The sequence below is a fragment of the Micromonospora sp. NPDC005171 genome (assembly GCF_040608575.1).
GTDB lineage: Bacteria > Actinomycetota > Actinomycetes > Mycobacteriales > Micromonosporaceae > Micromonospora.
Map to the genome: position 1 here is coordinate 77,156 of NZ_JBEXIM010000006.1, position 16,128 is coordinate 93,283.

16 protein-coding genes are annotated in these 16,128 nt (G+C 71.0%); 6 read left to right on the plus strand and 10 right to left on the minus strand.

Features of this window, described 5'->3' with window-relative positions; translation table 11 throughout:
* The first annotated feature begins 61 nt into the window (after positions 1-61).
* Positions 62-1,435, plus strand: a complete 1,374-nt coding sequence (locus tag ABZU74_RS11845) for an N-acetylmuramoyl-L-alanine amidase (RefSeq protein WP_355421606.1) — start codon at positions 62-64, stop codon at positions 1,433-1,435.
* A gap of 23 nt (positions 1,436-1,458) precedes the next feature.
* Here the strand turns inward: ABZU74_RS11845 and ABZU74_RS11850 are convergent, their stop codons facing one another.
* The 3 genes from ABZU74_RS11850 to ABZU74_RS11860 are packed head-to-tail and all read right to left on the minus strand — an operon-like array spanning position 1,459 to position 5,195.
* A complete protein-coding gene (locus ABZU74_RS11850; RefSeq protein ID WP_355421609.1) occupies positions 1,459-2,040 on the minus strand; it encodes a TetR family transcriptional regulator C-terminal domain-containing protein in 582 nt (193 codons plus the stop codon).
* Between the two features lie 51 nt (positions 2,041-2,091).
* A complete protein-coding gene (locus ABZU74_RS11855) occupies positions 2,092-2,757 on the minus strand; it encodes a hypothetical protein (RefSeq protein ID WP_355421612.1) in 666 nt (221 codons plus the stop codon).
* A complete protein-coding gene (locus tag ABZU74_RS11860) occupies positions 2,754-5,195 on the minus strand; it encodes a PEP/pyruvate-binding domain-containing protein (RefSeq protein WP_355421615.1) in 2,442 nt (813 codons plus the stop codon). Before ABZU74_RS11860 ends, ABZU74_RS11855 begins: the two co-directional genes overlap by 4 nt.
* A 119-nt stretch (positions 5,196-5,314) precedes the next feature.
* Here ABZU74_RS11860 and ABZU74_RS11865 point away from each other — a divergent pair, with 119 nt between their 5' ends.
* Both ABZU74_RS11865 and ABZU74_RS11870 read left to right on the plus strand, forming a co-directional pair.
* Positions 5,315-5,974 (plus strand): M23 family metallopeptidase, encoded by a 660-nt coding sequence (locus ABZU74_RS11865; protein WP_355421618.1) that lies wholly within the window; start codon positions 5,315-5,317, stop codon positions 5,972-5,974.
* 73 nt (positions 5,975-6,047) lie between these two features.
* A complete protein-coding gene (locus ABZU74_RS11870; RefSeq protein WP_355421621.1) occupies positions 6,048-6,278 on the plus strand; it encodes a DUF2188 domain-containing protein in 231 nt (76 codons plus the stop codon).
* 104 nt (positions 6,279-6,382) lie between these two features.
* Here the strand turns inward: ABZU74_RS11870 and ABZU74_RS11875 are convergent, their stop codons facing one another.
* Complete coding sequence (locus tag ABZU74_RS11875; protein WP_355421624.1) at positions 6,383-7,405, minus strand: DUF4331 family protein; 1,023 nt, start codon at positions 7,403-7,405, stop codon at positions 6,383-6,385.
* 171 nt (positions 7,406-7,576) lie between these two features.
* On the minus strand, positions 7,577-8,836 hold the full coding sequence (locus tag ABZU74_RS11880; RefSeq protein ID WP_355421627.1) for a family 16 glycosylhydrolase: 1,260 nt from the start codon (positions 8,834-8,836) through the stop codon (positions 7,577-7,579).
* Positions 8,837-9,211: 375 nt separating this feature from the next.
* On the opposite strand from ABZU74_RS11880, the gene ABZU74_RS11885 reads away from it, so the two are divergent.
* Entirely contained in the window at positions 9,212-9,610 is a 399-nt protein-coding gene (locus ABZU74_RS11885; protein WP_355421629.1) for a hypothetical protein, read from the plus strand.
* An 18-nt stretch (positions 9,611-9,628) separates the two neighbouring features.
* Here the strand turns inward: ABZU74_RS11885 and ABZU74_RS11890 are convergent, their stop codons facing one another.
* The 3 genes from ABZU74_RS11890 to ABZU74_RS11900 all read right to left on the minus strand — a co-directional run bounded on the left by ABZU74_RS11890 (position 9,629) and on the right by ABZU74_RS11900 (position 13,503).
* Positions 9,629-11,095 carry an aminotransferase class V-fold PLP-dependent enzyme gene (locus ABZU74_RS11890; protein ID WP_355421631.1) on the minus strand — a complete coding sequence of 489 codons (1,467 nt, stop codon included), beginning with the start codon at positions 11,093-11,095 and terminating at the stop codon, positions 9,629-9,631.
* Positions 11,085-12,770 (minus strand): ATP-binding cassette domain-containing protein, encoded by a 1,686-nt coding sequence (locus ABZU74_RS11895; protein ID WP_355421634.1) that lies wholly within the window; start codon positions 12,768-12,770, stop codon positions 11,085-11,087. Before ABZU74_RS11895 ends, ABZU74_RS11890 begins: the two co-directional genes overlap by 11 nt.
* A 109-nt stretch (positions 12,771-12,879) precedes the next feature.
* Positions 12,880-13,503 (minus strand): TetR/AcrR family transcriptional regulator, encoded by a 624-nt coding sequence (locus ABZU74_RS11900; RefSeq protein ID WP_355421637.1) that lies wholly within the window; start codon positions 13,501-13,503, stop codon positions 12,880-12,882.
* A gap of 68 nt (positions 13,504-13,571) precedes the next feature.
* On the opposite strand from ABZU74_RS11900, the gene ABZU74_RS11905 reads away from it, so the two are divergent.
* Together ABZU74_RS11905 and ABZU74_RS11910 are read left to right on the plus strand one after the other, a co-directional pair.
* Positions 13,572-14,288: an SDR family oxidoreductase gene (locus tag ABZU74_RS11905; protein ID WP_355421640.1), complete on the plus strand. Its 717-nt coding sequence runs from the start codon at positions 13,572-13,574 to the stop codon at positions 14,286-14,288.
* A 30-nt stretch (positions 14,289-14,318) separates the two neighbouring features.
* Positions 14,319-14,549 carry a 4-oxalocrotonate tautomerase family protein gene (locus ABZU74_RS11910; RefSeq protein WP_355421643.1) on the plus strand — a complete coding sequence of 77 codons (231 nt, stop codon included), beginning with the start codon at positions 14,319-14,321 and terminating at the stop codon, positions 14,547-14,549.
* Positions 14,550-14,654: 105 nt separating this feature from the next.
* On the opposite strand, the gene ABZU74_RS11915 is transcribed toward ABZU74_RS11910, so the two are convergent.
* Both ABZU74_RS11915 and ABZU74_RS11920 read right to left on the minus strand, forming a co-directional pair.
* A complete protein-coding gene (locus ABZU74_RS11915) occupies positions 14,655-15,488 on the minus strand; it encodes an alpha/beta fold hydrolase (RefSeq protein WP_355421646.1) in 834 nt (277 codons plus the stop codon).
* On the minus strand, positions 15,485-16,069 hold the full coding sequence (locus ABZU74_RS11920) for a TetR/AcrR family transcriptional regulator (protein ID WP_355421649.1): 585 nt from the start codon (positions 16,067-16,069) through the stop codon (positions 15,485-15,487). Before ABZU74_RS11920 ends, ABZU74_RS11915 begins: the two co-directional genes overlap by 4 nt.
* Between the last annotated feature and the right edge of the window lie 59 nt (positions 16,070-16,128).

The window sequence follows — 16,128 nt, forward strand, 5'->3', positions numbered from 1 at the left end:
TCGACCGCCGAGGTTGGCGGCTCACCGGCCGCCAACCTCAGTCACCGCAAGGGAGTTGCTCATGTCCGTTCGTAGCTTCCACCGAGGCCGGATCCTGCTCGCCCTGACCACCACACTGACCGGAGTCGTCGCGGTCGGGTCACCTGTCATCGCCGACCCCGCTGGGACGCCGGCGCCGGCCGCCCCGCTGGCCGTCGCGTTCGACACCGCCGCAGCCCGGTACGACGTTCCACGCGACCTGCTGGTGGCGCTGGGGTACGCCGAGTCACGGCTGGACATGCACACCCGCATTCCGAGCGCGGCGGGCGGCCACGGGCTGATGCACCTGGCGAGCAACCCCGGCGTACGCACCCTGGACGAGGCTGCCGCGCTCACCCGGCTCAGCGCGGCCACGCTGCGGACCGAACCCGCGGCGAACGTGCTCGGGGCGGCCGCCGTGCTGCGTTCGTACGCCGATCAGGCGGGCCTCACCGTCGCGACGCGCGACGACGTGAACGGTTGGTACGGGCCGCTCGCCCGGTACGGCGGCGCCAGCGAGCCGTCGGTCGCCCGACTCTATGCGGACACCGTCTACGACCTGCTGCGTGCCGGGTTCACCGGCCGCGGCGAGGTGGTGGCCGGGCGGCCGGTCGCGCCCCGGCGGGGTGCCCTGGAGCGGGCCGCCGTGCTCGGTGGGACCGGCACCCTCAGCACCGACTACGGGCCGGCCGCGTGGGCACCGGCGAGCACGAGCAACTACACGGTGGCCAGCCGGCCGGGCAGCCACCCGGTGACCCGCATCGTCATCCACACCGCGCAGGGCTCGTACTCCGGCACCGTCAGCTGGTTCCAGAACCCGGCGGCCCAGGCCAGCGCGCACTACACCCTCCGGTCCTCGGACGGGGCGGTCACCCAGTCGGTGCGGGAGAAGGACATCGCCTGGCACGCCGGCAACTGGACCTACAACACCCAGTCGATCGGCATCGAGCACGAGGGGTACGTCGACAACGCCGCCTGGCTCACCGACGCGATGTACCGGGCGTCCGCCGCGCTCACCCGCAACCTCGCCACCAAGTACGGCATCCCGAAGGACCGGGCGCACATCATCGGGCACCACGAGGTGCCCGGGGCCACCCACACCGACCCGGGACCGAACTGGAACTGGACCTACTACCTGCAGTTGGTGAACGGGATCACCGGCATCGGCTCCGGCACGGTGGTCACCGAGGCGTCCAGCCTGAACGTGCGTTCCGGCCCCGGTGCCAGCTACCCGGTCGTCGGCTCGGTCGCCGACGGCGCCACCGTCGCCGTCTACTGTCAGGCCGTCGGCAGCACGGTCACCGGTCCGTACGGCACGACGGCCGTCTGGAACCGGATCGGCACCAACCGCTACGTCTCCGACGCCTACCTGCTGACCGGCTACGACGGGTACATCCCGAACGTGCCGCGTTGCTGAGGGCGCGGTACGACCACGATCGCTCAGGCGACCGCCGACGAGCCGAAGAGCAGGTCCAGCTGGGCGTCCAGCGCGCCCAGCGCCTGCTCGGCGGTGTACTGCCCGCCCAGCAGGTAGACACCGAGCCCCTCCATCAGAGCCAGCAGTCCGGCCGCCGCGGCGGCGCCGTGGCGGCCGGGCAGGACGCTGGCGATGAACCCGGTGAACTGCGCGGTGTCCTCGTGCAGGCTGGGTGCGGCGGACGGTCGCACCGCCGTGTAGGCGAGGAACGCGAGCGCAACCCGCCCGTTGTCGCGGGTGCCTTCGTCGAGTGGCAACAGCGCGGCGAGCATCGCGCGCAGCAGCAGCCGGGGCGACGGGTTCTCGCCCAGCCGCGCCACCGCCTCGGTGACCCGGAGTTGGCTGCGCTCCCGCACCACACTCAATGCGAACGTCATCATCTCGTCCTTGGTCCGGAAGTAGTGCTGGACCATTCCGGCGGACACGCCGGCCTCGGCAGCCACGTGTCGGAGGCTGACGGCCTCCAGGCCCTGATCGGCGGCGACCCGCATCAGCGCGTCCGCGATGAGGGTGCGTCGCTCCTGGTGATCGACCTTCTTGGGCATGGCCTCGATCGTTTCACAGTGGGTGGTCCGGACACCCCGCCAGCGCGGCGGTCACCGGCTGGCGGTGGTGCTCGCCGGGGCACCCCGGGCGCTGCGCAGCAGGCCGTCCGGGTCGTCGGCGTACAGTCGCAGCTCGTGCATCGGCGTGGACCCGGTCTTCGGCAGGTCGAAGGTCAGCGGCCGACGCAGCAGGACGTCGATGCTGGTCTGGCTGCCGACCGAGATGGACACCACCCGCCGGTCGCCCTCCTGCTCGACCTGCACCGATCTGCTCGACGGCAGCGAGCGGTAGCGCTTGCGCAGGGCCTCGACGTCAGTCCACGGGATCCAGATGTCGATGCCCCAGCTGAGCCGCACCCGCAGGCCACGGTCGGTGACGACGTGGGGGTGGATGGTCATGCTGGCGAACAGGCCGATCATCCAGAGCAGACCCCAGATGCCGAGGCCCAGAACGATCCAGCGGGCGGGCCGCCACGGCACCACGTGGGTGACCACCACGTCGAAGATCGGGATCTCCACGACCGACAGGCCGATGAAGATGCCCAGGATCGGCTTGACCACGCCGAGGTAGCCGAACGGCTCGTCGCCGGGCCCCAGCGGAAGTGGGCGACGCCGCGCCCACACGTACAGGCTGCGCCACGTCGCGGCCTCGGCCTCGGCCGCCCGACGCAGCAGCGTGCCCACCCGCGCCCTGGCCGGTGTTGTCGTGTCGGTCATGATCGTCCTTCTCGTTCGGGGGCCGACGGTCGGTGCGGCGTGACGGTTCCGGCGCCGCCGTCCACTGTGACGAGCTGCCCGGTGGTGATGGTCCGGGTGGCGTCCGGCACGCAGATGACGGCGGGAATGCCGTACTCGCGGGCCACCGTCGGGCCGTGCGCCATGATCGCGCCGGTTTCGGTGACCAGCGCCGCCGCGGTGAGGAACAGCGGGGTCCAGCCGGGGTCGGTGGTCGCGGCCACCAGAATGTCGCCGGGCTCGACGTGGGCGCTGCCCGGGTCGTGGACGACCCGGGCGGGGCCGGTCACCCGGCCCGCCGACGCGCCCACACCGGTGAGCGTCCCGTCGAGCGCGGGCGTCGCCGGCAGGACGGTCTCGACATCCGTGCCGTCGGAGAGCAGCGCCACCGGCACCGTCCGGCGCCGCAGCTCCCGGCGGTGCACCGCCCGTCGGGCGGTGACGGTGCCGCGCAGATCAACACCCTGGTGTACGGCGGTGTGCACCTCGTCGAGGGTCAGGAACATGATGTCGTCGGGCTGGTCCAGCAGGCCGGAGTCGTGCAGGTCGGCGCCGATGAGCAGCAGTTGGCGGCGCGTCTCCCGCAGCGAGTACAGTCCGGCGAACTTGCCGGCCTCGCGCAGGCCGGCCAACGACCGCGCCCGGCGCAACAGAAAACCGGCCACCCTGCCGCGCACCGGCCGCCGGCGGCGAGCTCGCGTGACCAGCTCCCGCAGCGCCGTCTCCGCCGCCGCGGCGGCCCGCTCGAAGCGCTGGTCGGGGCCCTGCTGCGGATCGGTGACCCGCAGGTAGTTGGCGACCGCGGCGAAGACCGGCGTGGGGTCCTCCGCCCAGCGGGGCACCCCGAGGTCGACTTCGGCGACGCCCCGGTGACCGTAGCCGTCCAGGAAGGCCGCCATGCCGATGTCGGGCAGCGTCCCGCGCAGGTAACGCGCGGCCAACTCGGCCGGCGGGGTGTCGAGGAGAAGCTGGCGGTGGTCGCCCGCGCCCTGGGCGAGCCGCCACAGGGCCAGGTCCATCTCGATGGTGACGTTGTGCGGCATGCCGCCCAGCACGGCGTGGATCTCGTCCGGGCCGGCGACGCCCTTGAGCAGGGCGGTCGGCAGCGCGGTGGCGAGCATCCCGGCGACGATCGGCCACATGATCGCGTCGGCGCTGTCATCGGCGTCGGCGTCCTGTGCCTGCACGAAGCGCAGCCGGTCCGCTGTGGTACGCAGGTCGGCGGGGGCGGCTGAGCGTACTCTCAGCTGCTCGATCGCCGCGAACATCCGGGCCCGCGCGGCCTCGGGACGGGCCAGCGCCCGCAGGATGCCCACCACCGCGCGGCCGGCCGTCCGCAGCGACGCGGCCCCCGGCGCCCCACCGCGCCGGGCGCCGCCGCTGGTGGGGGCGAACCGGGGATCCGCGAGCACGTGCTGCATCACCGCTTGGGCGCGCGGCCCGAAGTCGACAGCCAGGAGCTTCACCAGTCGCTTGCGCGACGATCGATCGCGCGCGAGGTCGGTCAGATCGCCGTAGAGGCGGCCGCCGATGTCGACGATCTCGACCCGTACCCCGAGCGCGGCGAGCATCGCGGCGATCTGCGTCCGCAGCGTCGACATGCCCATCGGGGTGACAGGTTGCCGCATGCCTTGGACGTGCCCGAACTCCAGGTAGACGCGGGGGAGGGGCTTTTCGCTCGGCGGTGGGGCGGGAAACAGGCTGGTGATCGGCCGGGACTGGAGCAGCCACAGCACGTCGTCCGCGTCGATCGCCCACTCGACATCCTGCGGACAGCCGAAGTGGGCCTGCAACCGCTCGCCGGTGGCGCGGAGGCGGGCCAACTGGGCCGCCGTCAGGCAGCCGGCCGCGGTGCGCGTGACGTCGTCGAGGACGTAGTGGTCGACGGCGGTGGCGCCGTCCACCACCGCCGTGCCGAGGCCCGGGGCGGCGTCGACCGCCATCTCGTCGCGGCGGCCGGTCAGCGGGTTCGCGGTGAACAGCACTCCTGCCACCGTGGGTGTGACCATGCGCTGCACGACGACGGCCATCCGCACCGCACGATGATCGATCTGGTGGGCGTCGCGGTAGGCGGTCGCGCGCTCGCTGTGCAGCGAGTCCCAGCATTTCTCGATGGCGGCGACCAGCTCGGCGGTGCCGGTGACGTTGAGGACGGTGTCCTGCTGCCCGGCGAAGCTCGCGTCCGGCAGGTCCTCGGCTGTGGCGCTGGAGCGCACCGCCACCGGGCCCGCGCCGAGCCGCTGGTACGCGGCGTCGACCTCGGCCGTGGGAACGACGCCGAGCCGGTGCGCCTCGGTGGTCACGCAGAATCCGTCGGGGACCTGCTCGCCGTGCCGGATCAGCTCGCCCAGCCCGGCCGCCTTGCCGCCGACAACTGCGGTCATGGCGGCGGTCACCTCGGACAACGCGATCACGTGCATGACGGCCCACTCTCTTTGCAATACGACTGCATTGCATCTGACCGTACCCTCTTGGCGATGCGACTGCAATGTCACCGCTGGGGGGCCACCTCCGGACCGCTGCCTTGCCGGGATCTGCCATGCTCGGGCCGGTGACGACCGGCCGCCCGCCCAGAGCACGTTCCCACCGCCGCCCTCGAAGCCGAACCATCCGCGTCCTCCTCGCGTTCGTCGCGCTGGCGGCCGTCCTGGGCATCGCTGTGGTCGCGGTGCCGATGCTGCGACCGGCCGGGCCCCGCCCGCTCTTCCAGATGCCGGTGACCTGCGGCGAGACGTGGCAGCTCAGCACCTACCCCGGTCACGACGACTACGACGTCGACTTCTTCCCGACCGAGGGCGAGACGTGGGGGCGGCCGGTGCTCGCGTCGTACGCCGGTACGGTTACCGTGGCGGGCATCAACGGCTCGCTGGGCGGCCGGACCCCGGAGGACCCGGACGGCCCACGCGGGCGCGGCGGCGGTTACTGGGTGAAGATCGACCATGGCGGCAAGTGGGAGACGCAGTATCTGCACATGCTCGAACCGCCACTGGTCACTGTCGGTCAGAAGGTCGCCCAGGGTGACCAGATCGGGCGGCTCGGCAGTACCGGCAACTCCGGCGCGCCGCACCTGCACTACGAGCAGCGCCGCGGCTGGGAGAAGGTCGAGACCCACTTCGACGGCGTCCCGTCCGGCATCACCACTGACGAACGCGAACAGATCCTCCGGCGGGTGAGCAACAACTGCCCGGCCGTCTCCTGAGGAGTGCAGTTTGCCCGGCGATGCTCGGGGGCACTGATTCGGGAGACAGTGCAGACGCAGGGAGGAGCCAGCCATGGTCAAGGGTGACGTCGACACGTACCACGAGGACGGGCAGTGGAAGAACAAGCCGGAGGGCCACCAGCGGGCCAGCAGCACGCATGACGTGAAGGCCGACGCGCAGGCCCAGGGCCGCGAGATGGCGGCGGACCGCGGCGTCGAACACGTGATCAAGAAGCAGGACGGCACGATCGGGGAGAAGAACACCTACCCCCGCAGCCGTGACCCCCGGGACATCGAGGGCTGACGGCTTCCAGGCTCAGCGGACCGACCTCCTCGGCATGACCGAGGGGGTCGGTCCGCTTTACCCGCTCGGGCATCCGCCGGCTTCGCCGAGCCCCGCGAGCAGATTCAGGCCGCGACCACGTACGGGAACGTGGCGGAACGGGCGGCCTTCGTGACCTCCGAGGTGAGGCCGGAGGTGGTGCCGGTGTTGAGGACCAGGGAGAACATCACCTCGGGTGCGTTGTCGGCCAGGGCGCGACCGTTGCGGACCGCGAACCCGAAGTTCGCGGCCGTGCCGACCTTGTACGACAGCAGGTCCGGGTAGAGTTGCCGGGCGACGCTCCAGCCGTACGCCTGGGGGTCCGGTGCGGTGCCGTTCGCCTTGACCACCCTGGCGACCGCGTTCGCGATCTCCTCGCCGCCTTCGGTGAGGTCGGTGCTCGGGTGCCGGAAGTTGGCGGGGTCGGAGAAGTCGGTGTCGTGGGGCCAGAAGATCGGCCACATCATCGGATGGCCGGCGCGGTTGATCTGGCGCCAACCGCCGGCATCGGTGGCCAGCATGGTGCGACACCACGCGCCGATCTCGGTGCCGTCGCGCAGCAGTGGCTCGTCATGGGAGACCTCAAGGACTATCGACTCGACTGTGGTGCCGGCGAAGCTGTTCTTGGCCTGGTCGACCCGCCACGCCGAGCGGTCCACCCGCGAACCGTTCTTGACCGCGCCGTTGATGGTGGCGAGCTCGTCGAGGTCGATGTAGAAGGGGTCGGTGATCCGGCCGGCCCAGATCCGCACGTTGCCGCCGGTCGTCACCTCACCGGTGCGCCCTTCGGCGATGGGGGTGCCCATCGCGGCGTCGTCGCGGGCGTCGGCTCCGGTGAGCTCGTACAACTGGAGGGCCTGCCGCGCGTCACCGTCCGGCTCGCCGAAGGCGAACCGGTAGGTCAGGTCCTCTACCTCGGCGCCATTGATGTGGATCTTGATTTCGTAGCGTGCCTCGGCGTGGAAGCCGCGCTTGATGTCGGCCTTGGTCACCGAGCTGTTGACGTCCATGACGAACACCGTGGCGCGGTCACCGTTGAAGACGAACAGGTCGTCGATGAACAACTGGCCGCCCTGGGCGGCCAGGGGGGTGTCGAGGTGGTGCGACATGAGCTCACTCCCGGAACTGCCGGATTCTGGACTAATCCGAACATAGTGGGCGTAAGCCTGGCCTCCCGGCTCATCGAGCCAATCCCGCTCGAGGAGGTGAGCGGGCCCGCACGGCGTGGGCCGCCCGAGTTCTGCTCGGACGGCCCACTCCTTCGTGCCCATGCGGTCAGCTCAGATGCGAGACCACTTCTGGTTGGCGGCGCCGAGGCAGTCCCACAGGTGCAGCTTGCCGCCGTTGTTGGGGTTGGCCTCCCGTACGTCCACGCACTTGTTGGCGTTGAGGTTGACCAGGTCACCGGCGGCGTTGAGGGTGAAGCGTTGCGCGGTGTTGCCGTTGCAACTGACCAGGTTGACCTCGGTGCCGTTGGCGGTGCCGGCCCAGGCCGGGTCCATGCACTTGCCCATCGCCCGGATGGTCCCGTCGGAGGCGAAGGTCCAGCTCTGGGCCGCCGTGGTGTTGCAGTCCCAGATCTGGAGTTTGGCGCCCTCGACCGGATCGGCGCCGGGGATGTCGATGCAGCGACCGCTCTGCGCACCCCTGATCCGGCTGGTGCCGGGAGCCGGGTCGCCCCCGCCACCCGAGGTGTAGCTGGACACCCGGACGTAGTCGACGAGCATCTGCTGCGGGAACTGGGTCGAGCCGTCCGGGTAGCCGGGCCAGTTACCGCCGACCGCCACGTTGAGAATCATGAAGAAGGGGTGGTCGAACACCCACCGGTTGCCGCCGAGCCGAGCCGGATCGACCCGGTGGTACTGCACCCCGTCGACATACCAGGTGATGACGTTCGGCTCCCAGTCCACCCGGTAGGTGTGGAAGGTGTCGGCGAGCGGCGCACCGAGGGTGCGGCTGCCCGTGATGCCGCCGCCGCCGGAGTAGCCGGGCCCGTGCACGGTGCCGTAGACGGTGTTGGGCTCCCGGCCGATGTTCTCCATGACGTCGATCTCGCCGGCGTCGGGCCACCCGCCACCGGTGCCGAGCATCCAGAAGGCCGGCCAGATGCCCTGACCACGCGGGATCTTGATCCGGGCCTCGAATCGCCCGTACGTCTGGGTGAAGGTGGCCGCCGTCAGCAACCGCGCCGACGTGTACTCGCAGCGCCCGTAGTGGCACTGGTAGTTGGCGGGGTTGTCCCGGCGGGCGGTGATGACCAGGTTGCCCTGGCCGTCGTGGACGGCGTTGCTGGTGCTGTTCGTGTAGTACTGCCGTTCGTTGTTGCCCCAGCCGCCACCGCCGGTGTCGAACCGCCATTTGTTCTGGTCGACGGGCGTGCCGGCGGGGGAGTTGAACTCGTCCTGCCAGCTGATGGGGCCGATGGCGGCTTCGGCCCGGTCGGGGTGCGCCGGGACGACGAGCGCCGTCGTGGTGGCGACGAGGGCGGCCGCCAGGAGTACGAGGGGGCGGAAGCGGAGGCTGGGCCGGGCTGTGAACACGGGAGGCTCCTCAGCGTGGGGGTGGAGGCGGTTTGCCAGGACAGAGAGCGCTCTCTAAAGCGAAGCATGTCGATATCGTGTCTTTCTGTCAAGAGTGTTTCCAATATCACGACCGTCCGTTACCGCCCGATGCTGACCAGTGAGCGGCAGGGCGTCGACCCCGGTCGTCAGCGTGGCGTCGATCGATGTCTCCGAGATGGACGGCTCTGACCCATCGAAGGAGTTCGGCGCGGCCGAGGGTTACTCGATAGCGGTCGAATCGACCCTTCCTATTGCCGTGGGGCGTCCACGCGGGACAGGATGACGAGGCGTGCCGGAAACGTTCCCGTAACCTGCGCGCTGCTGGTCTCTGTCACAAGGAAGTGGGAGTCAGTCATGAGCGAGGCGTCGACGGCGCTGGGTGTGCGCCTCTACCCGGATCTGGTCGAGCGGGGTGGCCTGGCCCCCGCGCTCATCGAAACCGCAGCCCGGCACGGGCTCGAGGTCGGCCGGGTGACCGCGCCGGAGCAGGGGCGGGCCCGATTCACCTGCGCCGAGCTGCACTCCGGCGAGGGCGTTGTCTGCGTGGGGCTGGGCTCACAGGCCCGATACTTCATGATCGACCTTCGCGTCTCGGGAGAGGTTCTCGCGCGCGGTGACGTCATGGACCTGGTGCAGGTCGCCCAGGTCGCCGCCGCCTGGCGGGCTGGCCTGACCTTCGCCGAGCTGACCGCCCGGTTCCCGTTCATGGAGGAGATCAAGCACCGCCCGGCACCGGTGGCCCAGGTCAGCTAGCCGGCGCGGTCGGGCAGGTCAGCAGCGCAGCCGAGGCGGCAGCGGTGACTCGGCGCCGCGGTCCCGGTTGAGATAGGTCGACTGGGCGAAGGCGACGAAGCGTTCCGCGTCGGTCGCCGTGGAAGCCAGTCCGAACGAGACCCGGACCGCGCCGCCCGTGGGCAGCCGCAACGCGGCGAGATACGCGTCGATCGTGTCGACCCCGGCCAACAGCCGTTGCCGGGTGGACTTCCGGCTGATGCCGAACGCGCCCTCGCCCGCGCCCGGGTTGCAGAAACAGCCGGTACGCAGGGAGAAGCCGGCCGCTGCCGCCTCCCGTGCCACGAGCCGTTCGTCGACAAGCGTGCCGTCCGGGTGGCGGAGGTTGAACGTCACGGTGCCACCGCGCCCCGCACCCGTCGCCGGCCCGTACACCTGGACCAGCGGCCCGCCGGTGTCGTGCCGCAGGGTGGCCAGTCGCTCCAGCAGCCACTCGGTGAGCAGGCCGACCCGCGCGTGTACGAGGTCCACGCCGATCGAGTCGAGCCAGCGCAACCCGAACTCCACGTCCGGGATGCTCAGGAAGTTGAGCGTGCCGTCCTCGAACGCCGACTCGTCGTCCATCGGCCGGTGCCAGTCGCCCTGCACGCTGACCGCGCGGATCGTGCCGCCGGCGAACCACGGACGGCGCAACCGGGCCAGCGCCGTACGGCGGGCTAGCAGCGCGCCGACCCCGGTGGGGTAGCCGAAGAGCTTGTACCAGCTCAGACACACGAAATCCGGCCGGACGACGCTGAGGTCCAGCCGGTTCGTCGGCGCGAAGGCGGCAGCGTCGAGCAGCACGTCGTAGCCCCGCTGGTGGGCCAGCTCCACCCAGCCCAGCGGGTGCTGCACACCGGAGAAGTTGCTCTGCGCCGGATAGGCGAACAGCCCACGACGACCGGACCGACCCCACCGACGGGGCAGGCCGCCCCGACCGGCGTCGAGCGCCGCGACCAGGTCCGACTCGGCGACCCGCAGTTCCGGCCCGCTCAGCGGCACGTAGCGGACGGAGGCGCGGGACGACCGGGCGTACTCGCGGATGCCGTTCACCGAGTTGTGGTTGTCCCAGGTCAGTACCAGCGGCGCGGACCGGCCGAAGTCGTACGCCTCGCCGACCAGCCGGCACGCGCCGCTGGCGTTCGGGGTGAAGACCACCGCGTACTCTGCCGGGTCGGCGCGGAAGAAGTCGAGCACCGCCCGTCGCGCCGACTCCACCAGTGAGCCCGCCGCCACACTCGTGGGGTTCTCCGAGTGGGGGTTGCTGTACAGGCCGGCGAGCAGCCGATCGTGGTGCGCACGAACCTGGGCCTGGGCCGCCACCCCGGCCCCGGCGTAGTCGAGGTACACCTTCCCGTCGGTGTCCAGGTGTCGGTACTCGGTGGCGCGCAGCTCGTCGATCCGGCCGGTGGCGGTGTATCCCGACAGCGCAGTGGGGGAGGCGTGCGGTGTCGGGTCAGGACGCACGGCGGACGTCCCGTCGGGCCAGGACCACCCAGGCCGCGCCCAGGAAGAGCAGCACGAAACCGCCGAGCACCAGCCAGTCGACCCAGACCGGCCGGGAGAAGCTGTCGCCGTACGTGGACAGCAGCGGCGGGCCGAGCGGGGAGCCACCGTCGCGCCAGAGCCGCTCCACCCCGGCGGTGTGCCCGAGCCCCTCGAACGCCCACCGGTTCGACATCGCGTGGCTGAGCCACTGGCCGCCGACCGCCATCGCCGGGACCGGCAGGATCGCGCCCACGAACAGCACCTGTGGGAAGCAGAGCATCGGCAGCATGAGCGTCGCCTGGGCCGCGTCGGACACGGCAGCCGAGCAGAGCAGACCGAGGGCGAGCGCCGCCGCCGAGGAGAGCAGCAGGGTCGTGTAGAGGGCGGCGAAGTCGGCGCCGCCGACCGGTGGCAGCCGGTCCATCCCGCGCAGCACCCCGAGCAGGGCCAGGTCCACCAGGGCCAGCAGCGGCAGCAACACCGCGACCTTCGCCAACAGGTACGGGGCCAGCCGGACACCGGCCAGCCGCTCCCGGCTCAGGATCGGCAGTTCGGTGCAGATCTGCAGGAGCCCGTAGGTCAGCCCGAAGAAGAAGCCGCCGAACGCGATCCAGAACAGGATCATCACGGTCACCGTCGGGCTGGGTCTGGTCGGCTCGAACGCCCCGGGACGGAACAGCAGCGCGAACATGCCGAGCACCATCAGCGGTGAGCCGAGCAGGATCGCCAGGGTGAGCCGGTTCCGGGCGACGATTTCCGCGTTGCGCGCGGTGAGGATTGCCCACTGGCGCATCCGGCCGACGCGCCGCGGCGACGTCGCGGCGATGTCACAGTCGTCGTTGGTACGGCGCGGCTGTTCGGCCTCGCGCTGCTCGGCGAAGCGGTCGGGCCACTCGCCGGGTTCTGTCGCGTCGTCCAGCCGGAGGTGCACCTCGACGAGGGACCGAAGGCCGAAGAACTCCCGGGCGGCGGCCGGGGTGCCGGTGAACGCCAGGCGGCCCTGACGGGTCAGCACGACGACCCGGTCGCAATGGTCCACGTCGGTGACCTGGTGGGTGGTCAGCACGACGGTGGCGCCGGTGTCGGCGAGCGCGCGGAGCACCCGGAGCAGCTCCACGGCGATCGCCGGGTCCAGCCCGGAGGTGGGCTCGTCGAGGAAGAACACGCCGGGTCGGGTGAGTAGTTCGACGGCGATGCTGGCGCGCTTGCGTTCACCGCCACTGAGCAGGCCGACCGGTGTGGCGGACCGGTCGGTGAGTCGCAGCTCGGCGAGCACCTCCGTGACCCGGTCACTGATCTCGGCCGGCCGGGTGGCGGAGGGCAGGCGCAGTCGGGCGGCGTGCCGCAGGGTGCGGGCCAGCGGCAGTTCGCGGTGGATGATGTCGTCCTGCGGAACGAGGCCGATGGTGCCGGCCGCGGCGGTGCCGTCGTACCTCACGGTGCCCGCCGTCGGCTGCTGCACCCTGGCGAGGAGCTCCAGCAGGGTGGTCTTGCCGGCGCCGCTGGCACCGATGATCGCGACCAGCTCGCCCGGCGCGATGGTCAGGGAGATGTCGGTCAGGATCTGGCGACCGGTCCGGACGCGCTGGCCCAGCCCCTGAGCGGCGATGCCAACACCGGCACGCGGGGGAGACGTGGTCTGCTCGGTTGTCATGGCGAGTGCTCGATCCGGTCGGGAGTGGTCCGCCTGAATATCGTGCCTCGCCGATGTTACTGAGCGGCCGCGCAGTGCGCCCGGTGGACGGTCAGCGACCGTCGTCCGTTCAGCCGGTGGTGGTCGTCCGCGCCTGCGCCGGCACCTGGAGGAGATCGAGGCAGTTGCGCCAGAGCGTCTCCAACTGGGTCGGATCGTTGAGCAGCTTCGCGAGCAGGACCCGCCCCTCGATCTGCGCGACGATCGATCGGGCGGCCTCCCGGCTGTCGACCGCCGGGCCGGCCAGGCCGCGCTCCTTCGCCTCGACGACGACCTGCTCGATGAGGCCGATCTGCTCCTCGAAGATCTCCTGGAGCCGACCGCGGATCTCCTCGGCCTGGTTGCTGAGTTCGAGGGCGAGGTTGCCGAACAGGCAGCCCGCGACCACGCCGGCTTTCTGTTGGCCGACGCGCTGGATCTCCTCGGTGGCCTCGAACAGGTCCCGGAGTCGCTGGAGCGGGTCGCGCTCGCTGCCGAGCAACTGCTCCCACTGGCGGCGCTGGGTGACCCAGTGCTCGTCGATGACGGCACGGGCGAGCGCCTGCTTGGACTCGAAAAAGTAGTAGAAGCTGCCCTTCGGCACGCCCGCCGCCGCGCAGATCTCGGCCACGCCGAGCGCCGTGTAGCCGCGCTGCTCGATCAGCGTGGCTGCCGCGTCGAGGATCTTGTTCTTCGCGTCACTGGTCCGGCCCATGCCTCGACGATACACGACCGGTCGGCTAGCTTTTAGTAGACCAGTCGTCTAGTGAAGGTGGTTTCCTCATGAACAGCAGTCAGGGCCAGAAGGTCGTTGTGATCACCGGCGCCTCTCAGGGCATCGGCGCCGACCTGGTGGACGCCTACCGCAAGCTCGGGTACGCCGTCGTCGCGACCTCACGCTCGATCGGCGCGTCCGACGACCCGGAGATCGTCACGGTCCGGGGTGACATCGCCGAGGCCGACACCGCGGATCGGGTGGTGCGTGCCGCGCTGGACCGCTTCGGGCGGATCGACACTCTGGTGAACAACGCCGGGGTCTTCGTCGCCAAGCCGTTCACCGACTACACCGATGAGGAGTTCGACCTGGTCACCGGGGTCAACCTCGCCGGCTTCTTCCACCTCACCCGACGCGTCCTGCCGCACCTGCTGACCGGCGGCTCGGGACACATCGTCAACATCACGACCAGCTTCGTCGACCAGCCCAGTTCGCACGTGCCGTCGGCGCTCGCGTCCCTGACCAAGGGCGGCCTCAGCTCCGCCACCAAGTCCCTGGCCATCGAGTACGCGACTCGCGGCGTACGGGTCAACGCCGTCGCGCCCGGCATCATCAAGACCCCGATGCACCCGGTCGAGACGCACCAGACGCTCGCTGGCCTGCACCCGGTCGGCCGGATGGGCGAGACCAGCGACGTGGTCGACGCCGTCCTCTACCTCGAGTCCGCCCCGTTCGTCACCGGCGAGATCCTGCACGTCGACGGCGGCCAGAACGCCGGTCACTGACCCCACCCCACATCGAGAAGGGAGTAGCCGATGCCGATCGTGACCATCCAGATCACTCGCGAGGGCAGCACCGCGGGGAGGTCCGCGGCGACCGCCGAGGAGAAGGCCGCCCTCATCAAGGGCGTGAGCGAGCTGCTGCGCGACGTCCTGAACAAGCCGTTGACGTCCACGTTCGTGGTGATCGACGAGGTCGAGACCGAGAACTGGGGTCGCGGCGGCCTCCCGGTCGAGCAGTTCCGCCAGCGGCAGGTGCCCGAGTAGACGCGCCGTCAGACCGTCGGCCGGGTTCACCGCACCGGCAGCGGGACAATTCCGTGGCGGCGGCCGGTGCGCCACCGGCCGCCGCCGGCGTTCGGGCGGTTCGGCTCAGACCGGCGGGGCCTCGGCGAAGAACTGCCGCAGGGCGTCGGCGACCAGGGTGGGCGCCGTCATGGTCACGAAGTGCGACTGACCCGGCCACACGACATGACGCGCCGCCGGGATCGTCGCCGCGAGGGCGTTCATCGTGGTGGGCATCGGCTCCCAGGTGTCCGCGCCGGCCAGCAGGAGAGTCGGCACGGCGATCGAGGACCACCGGGTGATGTCCGTGCTGTCCTGCGCGAGGGCCTCAAGATCGTGCAGCCAGCCGACCGCTGAGCGGCGCGCCTCGACCGGGTCGGGCACCCGATCGCCCGCGCCCGCGGAGATCGCGGCGACGATCTCGGCCGGGACCCGCGTCACGTCGTTCAAAGCCGCTGCCATCGCGGCGGCGTCGCCGCGCTCGAAGGCGGCACGGTACCGGTCGAGCGCCGGCACGATCTCCGCCCCGGCCGCGAAGAGCGGCGGCTCGAAGATGGCCAGCGAGCGGACGTCGCGCGGATCGGCCCGTACGGTGTGCAACGCCAGTGTCGCGCCGTAGGACGCGCCGGCGAGATGAACCGGTCGGCCCGAGGACTGCCGGGCCGCCTCGATGATGGCGATCAAATCGTCGGTCTCCTCCCGGAAGGACTTGGTGTCGGCCGGGGCGTCGCTGGGACCGTATCCGCGCCGCGCCGGCAGCCATACCTCGTGGTCGTGGGCGAGGTGCTCCGCTACGGCGGCCCAGGAGTGCAGCCCGCCTCCCGAGCCGTGCACCAGGACGACGGGGTCGCCGACGCCCAGGCGTCGCACCACCAGGCGGGTCCCGTCGGCCGACTCGACCGACTGATCGTGGCTGCTCACTGTTGCTCCTGTTTCTCGGTTGGCCAGTTGCTCAACGTGGTGTGCACCGCGTCGACGATCGACTGCCACGACGCGTCGACAGGGCGGGGATGCCCGAAACCGTCGACCGTTTCGAGGCTTGCGAAGCCGTGGAAGGTGCTGCGGACGAATCGGATCGCGTCGGTCAGGGCCGGCTCGTCGAGCCCGTACCCGCGCAGCATCGCGTAGCTCAGCTCGATCAGGCGGAGGTGCCCCGGCGACCTCGTGCCGACCTCGGGCGGCAGCTGAAGCTGGGTCGCCGCGTACTGCCCCGGGTGTGTGACGGCGAACGTGCGCCAGGCGTCGGCGAACCCGACCAGGGCCTGACGGCCGGCCCGCCCGGCCACCGCGATCGCGAGCGCGTCGGCGAACGTGTCTGCCGCCCGGACCGCGACCTGCTCGATCAACGCGTCGCGGCTGCGGACGTGCACGTACAGGGCGGCGTCCGAGACCCCGAAATGCCGGGCGACGGCGGCGACGGTCAACCGGGACAGGCCGACCGAATCCGCCAGGTCGGCTGCGGCGGCCGTGACGCGCGCGCTGGTCAGACCCTGTCGTGGCATACCGAACCTTTGTCTCGCTAGGAAATAACTTAGGGGTCCTAAGATAGCACCGTCGAACG